This is a genomic window from Cyanobium sp. A1C-AMD, from assembly GCF_024346495.1.
Taxonomy (GTDB): domain Bacteria; phylum Cyanobacteriota; class Cyanobacteriia; order PCC-6307; family Cyanobiaceae; genus Cyanobium_A; species Cyanobium_A usitatum.
This window is the reverse complement of the sequence record NZ_JAGQDB010000022.1, coordinates 23,346-29,642: the sequence shown is the minus strand read 5'-3', so window position 1 is coordinate 29,642 and position 6,297 is coordinate 23,346. Positions and strand designations below refer to the sequence as shown.

The following is a 6,297-nucleotide window of genomic DNA, read 5'->3' as shown; positions in this document are numbered from 1 at the left end:
TGGGCCACCTGCTGCCCCCTCTGGGGAATGGGAGTTCCTTGAGCGTGTCCGCATGAACACCAGCGGCAATCACTCCATGGCCTGAGCGTAAGTACCTAATAGCGTTGGCTAGTCGTGATGAGCGACGGGAAGCGTATCCCTGGCGGAGTCGAACACGCCAGGGATTTTTTTGTGAACAAACCTTGCTGCTGCTCGCACCCAATACCAGTGCCTTACTCAAATAACTATCTATGGCGGCGTTCGACCCGTCCATAGGTCTAGGAAGTGGGCGGAGATTTCGTCCCCGTCGCTCACGCCCCACTTTTCTCTTAAACAGCGTCAGGTCTGGCTCTCCCTGGGTGAGGTGGCGTGGAACCATCGCTCATACCCGCTGCTATCTAGTGCTGGGCTGCCTTTTCGCAATTCGGGCATCCAACACCACAAGAATGGGCACCTAACACCACTTCCAACACCCATGGGCGGGTACTGGGTCGCACTACTGGAGAATCGCTGACTCACCAATGTCAGTCGCCAGCAGGACTCGCGGCGGTGGTGACTCCGCCGTGAATCCTGCTTAAAACGGAGAGGGAGGGATTCGAACCCTCGACAAGAGTTGCCTCCTGTAACTCCTTAGCAGGGAGCCGCTTTCAACCACTCAGCCACCTCTCCAGGGGCTTGACGACTTTATCAGTGAGCCCTATCGCCTGGGGCCTCCCAGGCGGCTTGGGCGGCGGTGAGTCGTGGCAGGCGGTGCTTAAAGCCGCAGAGGATTTCCCAGGGGATGGTCTGGCAGCGATCGCTCCAGTCGGTAGGGGTGATTTGTTCGCTTCCCTCCTGGCCCAGCAGAGTCACCACCGACCCCACCTCCAGTCCCGGGCAGTCGGTTGCATCGAGCACCAGTTGGTCCATGGTGATGGCTCCCACTTGGGGCAGACGTTGGCCTGCAAACAGCACTTCCAGCTGGTTGGAGAGTTGGCGAGGCACGCCATCGGCGTAGCCAATGCCAACAACGGCTAGACGGCTGGGGCGGCTGGTGCGGAAGCGATGGCCGTAGCTCACCCCCACCCCGCTGCCCGCCTCCCGAATCAGGCTGACGCGGGCGTGCAGGGTCATCGCTCCCTGCAGGGGAGTGACAGAAGCCAGGTGGGCCGCCGGACTGTGACCATATAGCGCCAGGCCGACTCGCACTAGGTCGTAGTGCAGCCCTGGGCTGCGCAGGGTGCCGGCCGAGTTGGCCAGGTGGCGGATGCCAGCCTGCAGACGCTGGTGCTCTAGGGCCTGCAGCACCGTCTCGAAAAGGCGCTGCTGTTGATCGGTGAGCCCGTCATCGGCGTCCGCTGATGCATCGGCACTGGCGAGATGGGAATAGAGACCGGCCAACTGCACAGCTTCCAGTTCCGTGATCGCGGCCACGAGTCTGGGCCCCTCCTGCCAATCGGCCCCGAGCCGAGCCATGCCAGTGTCGAGCTTGAGCTGCAGGGCCATCGGGCGGCCTTGGCCGCTGGCGAGGTTTTGGCAGAGCAGGGCTTCGCGCATGCCGCTGATAGTGGGCATGAGCTGCCAGTGCAGACAGCTGCGCAGCTCCTCTACCTGGGTGAGGTTGCCGAGCACCAGGATTGGTGCTTCGATGCCAGCCCTGCGTAGCTCGATGCCTTCGCTCAGGGTGGCGACACCGCACTGACTAGCTCCACCAGCGAGGGCGGCCCGGGCCACGGAGATCGATCCATGGCCATAGCCGTCGGCCTTGACCACAGCCATCAGCTCGGTGCCATTGCCTATGCAGCGTTTCAGGCTGCGGGCGTTGGCACTTATGGCGCCGGTATTTACCTCTACCCAGGCCCGTTGCCGAGCCAGGCTGGCCTCATGGGCCTGGGCACTCCAGCTGGTCTCGGTCGCCTGGGTCACGGATTACAGCGAAGATTGCCACTAGCATGCCGCCGATCACGGGTGCTGGCATGGGCCATGTTCTCGTTCTAAACGCGTCCTACGAGCCCCTCAACATCACCACCTGGCGTCGTGCGGTGGTGATGGTGCTGAAGGGGAAGGCGGAGGGGCTTGAGCATGACCCGGTTCGCAGGATTCGCGAGGACACCCTGCTCCCCACCGTGATCCGCCTGCGTCATTTCGTGCGGGTGCCTTACAAGCCGTTGCCCCTGACCCGCCGCAACCTGTTTCACCGCGATGGCCATCGCTGCCAGTACTGCGGGGCCAGCGCTCAGCAGCTCTCTGTCGACCATGTGGTGCCCCGCAGCCGTGGTGGCCTCGATACCTGGGAAAACGTCACCACAGCCTGTCTGCCCTGCAATGTCCGCAAGGGCAACCGCACGCCGCGGGAGGCCGCGATGCCCCTGCTGCGTCCACCTCATCGGCCCCTGGGCAGCTTCAGCTTTGAAGCCAGTCGCCAGATTTCGGCAGGGCAGCATGGCGAGTGGGCCAAATATGTAATTGGGGCTTGAGAGCGCTCAGCTGGCTACCTGTTGGGCCAGCTCCTCGAGCTGGCGGCTCTGATCGGCGGCGATTGAGGCACTGATCAGGTCGTGGAGCTGGCCGTTGAGCACCGGCTCAAGCGCGAAGTTGCGGCCTAGGCGGTGGTCGGTGGTGCGGCTGTCTTTGAAGTTGTAGGTTCGGATTTTCTCGCTGCGGTCGCCGCTGCCTACCTGGGCCAGCCTGGTGGAGCGCTGCTGGGCGTTGGCTTCTGCCAGCTGGCGCTCATAGAGCTTTGCCCGCAGGATTTCCATGGCGCGCTCGCGGTTCTGCAGCTGGGAGCGCTGCTGGGTGCAGAACACCCGAATGCCGGTGGGCTTGTGCAACAGGTCTACGGCCGTTTCGACTTTGTTGACGTTTTGGCCGCCGGCGCCACCGGAGCGGGCGGTACTGATTTCGATGTCGCCGGGGTCGATCTGAACCTCCACGGGATCGGCCTCCGGCATCACGGCGACCGTGGCGGTTGAGGTGTGCACCCGGCCCTGGGACTCGGTGGCTGGCACCCGTTGCACCCGATGCACGCCGGCCTCAAACTTCAGCTGACTGAAAACCCCATCCCCCTTGATGGCGAGGATCAGTTCTTTGTAGCCCCCGAGCTCGGCTTCGGAGGCGCTCACCGGTTCCACCCGCCAGCCCACCCCTTGGGCGTAGCGCTCATACATGCGGGCTAGATCGCCGGCCCAGATCGCCGCTTCATCGCCACCGGCGCCGGCGCGGATCTCCAACATCACGCTGCGTTCATCGCGGGGGTCTCGGGGCAGTAGGGCCACCGTGAGCTTGTCGAGCAGGCTGGCAGTGGCTTCCGCCAGGGTTGCCAGCTCCTCGTTGACCAGTTCCTCCATGGCGAGGTCGCCCCGATGTTCCTTCAGCAGGGCGCGAGCTTCTCGTTCTTCCTGCTGCAGTTTCTGCAGGCTCAGGTGGTCCTGCACCAAGGGCTCAAGGCGAGCCCTCTCGCGGGCGATGGCCTGCATCTGGCTGGGATTAGCCGCCACGGCTGGATCGGCCAGCTGGCGTTCCAGGGTCTCGAAGGTGCGGCGGGCCGTCTCCAGACGCTCATGCAGCAGGGAAGGATCCATCAGCGAGATAGGAGGAGCCCGCATGGGCACCAGACAACACAAAGCCGGGTGCCCGTAAGCACCCGGCTGGGGGGTTTAATCAGGCCTGCAGAGATCAGGTTTCGGCCACAGCGGGGGCCTCGGTCTCAACTTCGGTTGCAGCTTCGGCCGAGGCCTCAACCTGGGGCTCCTGCTTAGCAGCTGCGTTGGAGAGTGAATCTGCTCCACCCATGCCGTACTTGCGCATAAAGCGGTCTACACGGCCCTCGGTGTCGAGGATCTTTTGGGTGCCTGTATAGAAGGGGTGGTTGCCACTCCACACATCGACGTGGAGTTCGGGGGAGGTGGAACCGGTGGTCATAACCACCTCTCCGTTGCAAATCACCTTGGCATCGGGATACCAGGTGGGATGGATTTCGGCCTTGGGCATGACGGGGAAGGGGCTGATGGCGGAGGGAAGAAATCAGCGCTTGGAGAACTGAGGCGCCTTACGAGCTTTCTTCAGGCCGTACTTGCGACGCTCCTTGGCGCGGGGGTCGCGGCTGAGGTGGCCTTCTGTTTTAAGGGGTTTGCGGTTGTCCGGGGACAATTCACACAGGGCACGAGCTGCACCCTGCTTGATGGCGTCGGCTTGGCCGGTAAGCCCACCACCACGCACATTGACTAGCAGGTCATAGTCAGTTGCAAGCCCGAGAGTCTGCAGTGGTGCCTTGACCGCTGCGAGATAGACGGGGTTGTAGTTGAGGTAGTTATCGCCAGGGCGACCGTTGATGGTTACGGTGCCGTTCCCGGGAACCACACGCACTCGGGCGACTGCCGTCTTACGACGACCCGTACCCCAATAGACGACTTTGTTAGTGCTCATTGGGCGGCAGTGGCGGGATCGAGGGCTAGGGCTTGGGGTTGTTGGGCAGCGTGGGGATGCTCAGTACCCTTGTAAACCTTCAGCTTGCGGAACAGCTGACGACCCAGGGCGTTGTGGGGAAGCATGCCTTTGATGGCTTTCTCCACGATCCGCTCAGGGATCCGGGCTTGGAGGTGGGCGAAGGTTTCGGTCTTCATGCCACCGGGCCGGCCGGAGTGGCGGCGGTAGATCTTCTGGGTCGACTTGTTACCGCTCACCTTCACCTTGTCGGCGTTGATGACGATGACAAAGTCGCCGGTGTCGAGGTGGGGTGTGTAGCAGGGCTTGTTCTTGCCGCGCAGCACTTGGGCCACTTCGCTCGCCAGGCGACCGAGGGTCTGATTCTCTGCGTCCACCAGATACCACTGGCGTTCGAGGGAATCAATGGAGGGCAGGGGGGTCTTGTTCATTTCGCCTGATCAGGCACCGGCAGGCCGGAAGTGGGGCAGGACAGCTGGTCGTTGGAAACCCAACGCCCGGATTCAGTGACCTTACCGCCTGGCCGGCGCGCCCCCAGGAGGTAGCTGCGCTGAACTGACGAAAGGCTGGGCTGAACCAGGCTGGAGATCCGGAGAATCGGAAATCTCGAGCTGATACCGCGGTTGGCAATCATACCAGGCGGCTCGTGGGAAAACTGGTTTGGGGTAGCCCACCCGCAGCAGGCAGAGGCCCTGCGGTGGTGCTGCCTCTTTTACTTCCACGCGTTGGCACTCGCGCCAGCGGCGCTCGAAGTCGGAGCCGCTGAGCCGCCCCTCGCCAACCGCCACGAGTTGGCTCAGCACCAGACGCACCATGCCGTAAAGAAAACCGCTGGCTTGCAACTCGACGCTGATCAGGTCACCCTGGCGCTCCAAGCGCACCTCCTGAAGGGTGGTGCGGCCGTGGGCTCGGCGGCTGCCGGCTCGTTGAAAGGCAGAAAAGTCGTGTTCGCCCAGCATGGCCTCCAGGACCTGGCCCATGGCTTGTTCATCCAACCGGCGCTGATAGCGGTGCCAGCTCCAGGGGGCCAGGAACAGGTTGGGGGTGCGGGCGTTGTAGATCGTGTAGCGATATCGCCGGTAGCTAGCGCTGAAGCGGGCGTGCCAGCTGGGGTCAACCTCCACAGCCGCCAGGATGCGGATCGTGGCCGGTAGCCGACCATTGAGGGCCTTGGCCCAGCGCTCTGGTGGAATTGGCCCAGCAGCTTCGAAGTGTGCAACCTGGGCGGCAGCATGCACGCCCGTATCGGTGCGGCCAGCAGCCATGGTGCGATTGGGCCCCTGGGGGTCAAGCCCAGCTATCGCTTGCTCCAGGGTCTGCTGCACGCTGTGGGCATTGCGTTGCCGCTGCCAGCCGCAGTACGCGGAGCCGTCGTATTGCAGGCAAAGAGCGATGCGGCGCAGGGCGGGGGCGGGAGTCAGCACGGGCACCATGCAGCCATTAAAAAACCGCGGTGGGCTTACGCCACCGCGGCAGTTTGGAATCTCGCCAGACGGGGAGAGATTTAGACCAATTCGATGATGGCCATCTCGGCGTTATCGCCGCGGCGGGGAACGGTGCGGATGATGCGGGTGTAGCCACCTTGGCGCTCGCCATAGCGGTCTTGAGCTTTGTCAAACAGGGCATGAACCAACTGCTTGTCATAGATGTAACCGATGGCGCGGCGACGGGCAGACAGGCTGCCGTCCTTGGCCAGGCTGATCATGCGCTCAGCTTCATCGCGCAACGCCTTGGCACGGGCTTTGGTCGTGGTAACCCGACCTTCGCGGATCAGCTGGGTGGTGAGACCCCGCAGCATGGCTTTGCGTTGGTCGGCGGGGCGTCCCAGCATGGGGACTCGGCACTGGTGTCTCATAGGGCTGACTCAGGTGAGAAGGCTGTCGGTAAAGGGGCCGC

At 63.2% G+C, this 6,297-nt stretch carries 8 protein-coding genes and 1 tRNA gene; 1 reads left to right on the top strand and 8 read right to left on the bottom strand.

Annotation, left to right across the window (positions count from 1 at the left end):
* Positions 1–559: 559 nt before the first annotated feature.
* Both KBY74_RS05670 and alr read right to left on the bottom strand, forming a co-directional pair.
* Positions 560–648 (bottom strand) — tRNA-Ser (locus KBY74_RS05670).
* Between the two features lie 18 nt (positions 649–666).
* On the bottom strand, positions 667–1,884 hold the full coding sequence (gene alr / locus KBY74_RS05665; RefSeq protein WP_254941856.1) for an alanine racemase: 1,218 nt from the start codon (positions 1,882–1,884) through the stop codon (positions 667–669).
* A gap of 50 nt (positions 1,885–1,934) precedes the next feature.
* On the opposite strand from alr, the gene KBY74_RS05660 reads away from it, so the two are divergent.
* Positions 1,935–2,435 (top strand): HNH endonuclease, encoded by a 501-nt coding sequence (locus KBY74_RS05660; protein WP_254941855.1) that lies wholly within the window; start codon positions 1,935–1,937, stop codon positions 2,433–2,435.
* Between the two features lie 6 nt (positions 2,436–2,441).
* Here the strand turns inward: KBY74_RS05660 and prfA are convergent, their stop codons facing one another.
* From prfA to rplQ, 6 genes are all read right to left on the bottom strand, one after another.
* Positions 2,442–3,539, bottom strand: a complete 1,098-nt coding sequence (gene prfA / locus KBY74_RS05655; protein ID WP_106632405.1) for a peptide chain release factor 1 — start codon at positions 3,537–3,539, stop codon at positions 2,442–2,444.
* 94 nt (positions 3,540–3,633) lie between these two features.
* Positions 3,634–3,948 carry a 50S ribosomal protein L31 gene (gene rpmE, locus KBY74_RS05650; protein ID WP_254941854.1) on the bottom strand — a complete coding sequence of 105 codons (315 nt, stop codon included), beginning with the start codon at positions 3,946–3,948 and terminating at the stop codon, positions 3,634–3,636.
* Between the two features lie 33 nt (positions 3,949–3,981).
* Positions 3,982–4,383, bottom strand: coding sequence for a 30S ribosomal protein S9 (rpsI, locus tag KBY74_RS05645; RefSeq protein ID WP_106632403.1), 402 nt, complete (start codon positions 4,381–4,383; stop codon positions 3,982–3,984).
* Complete coding sequence (rplM, locus tag KBY74_RS05640) at positions 4,380–4,832, bottom strand: 50S ribosomal protein L13 (RefSeq protein ID WP_254941853.1); 453 nt, start codon at positions 4,830–4,832, stop codon at positions 4,380–4,382. Before rplM ends, rpsI begins: the two co-directional genes overlap by 4 nt.
* Positions 4,833–4,913: 81 nt before the next feature.
* The gene (gene truA / locus KBY74_RS05635) at positions 4,914–5,834 is read right to left on the bottom strand and encodes a tRNA pseudouridine(38-40) synthase TruA (protein ID WP_254941852.1); all 921 of its coding nucleotides are present in this window, start codon (positions 5,832–5,834) and stop codon (positions 4,914–4,916) included.
* A gap of 71 nt (positions 5,835–5,905) precedes the next feature.
* Positions 5,906–6,256, bottom strand: a complete 351-nt coding sequence (rplQ, locus tag KBY74_RS05630; protein WP_106632400.1) for a 50S ribosomal protein L17 — start codon at positions 6,254–6,256, stop codon at positions 5,906–5,908.
* Positions 6,257–6,297: the final 41 nt, after the last annotated feature.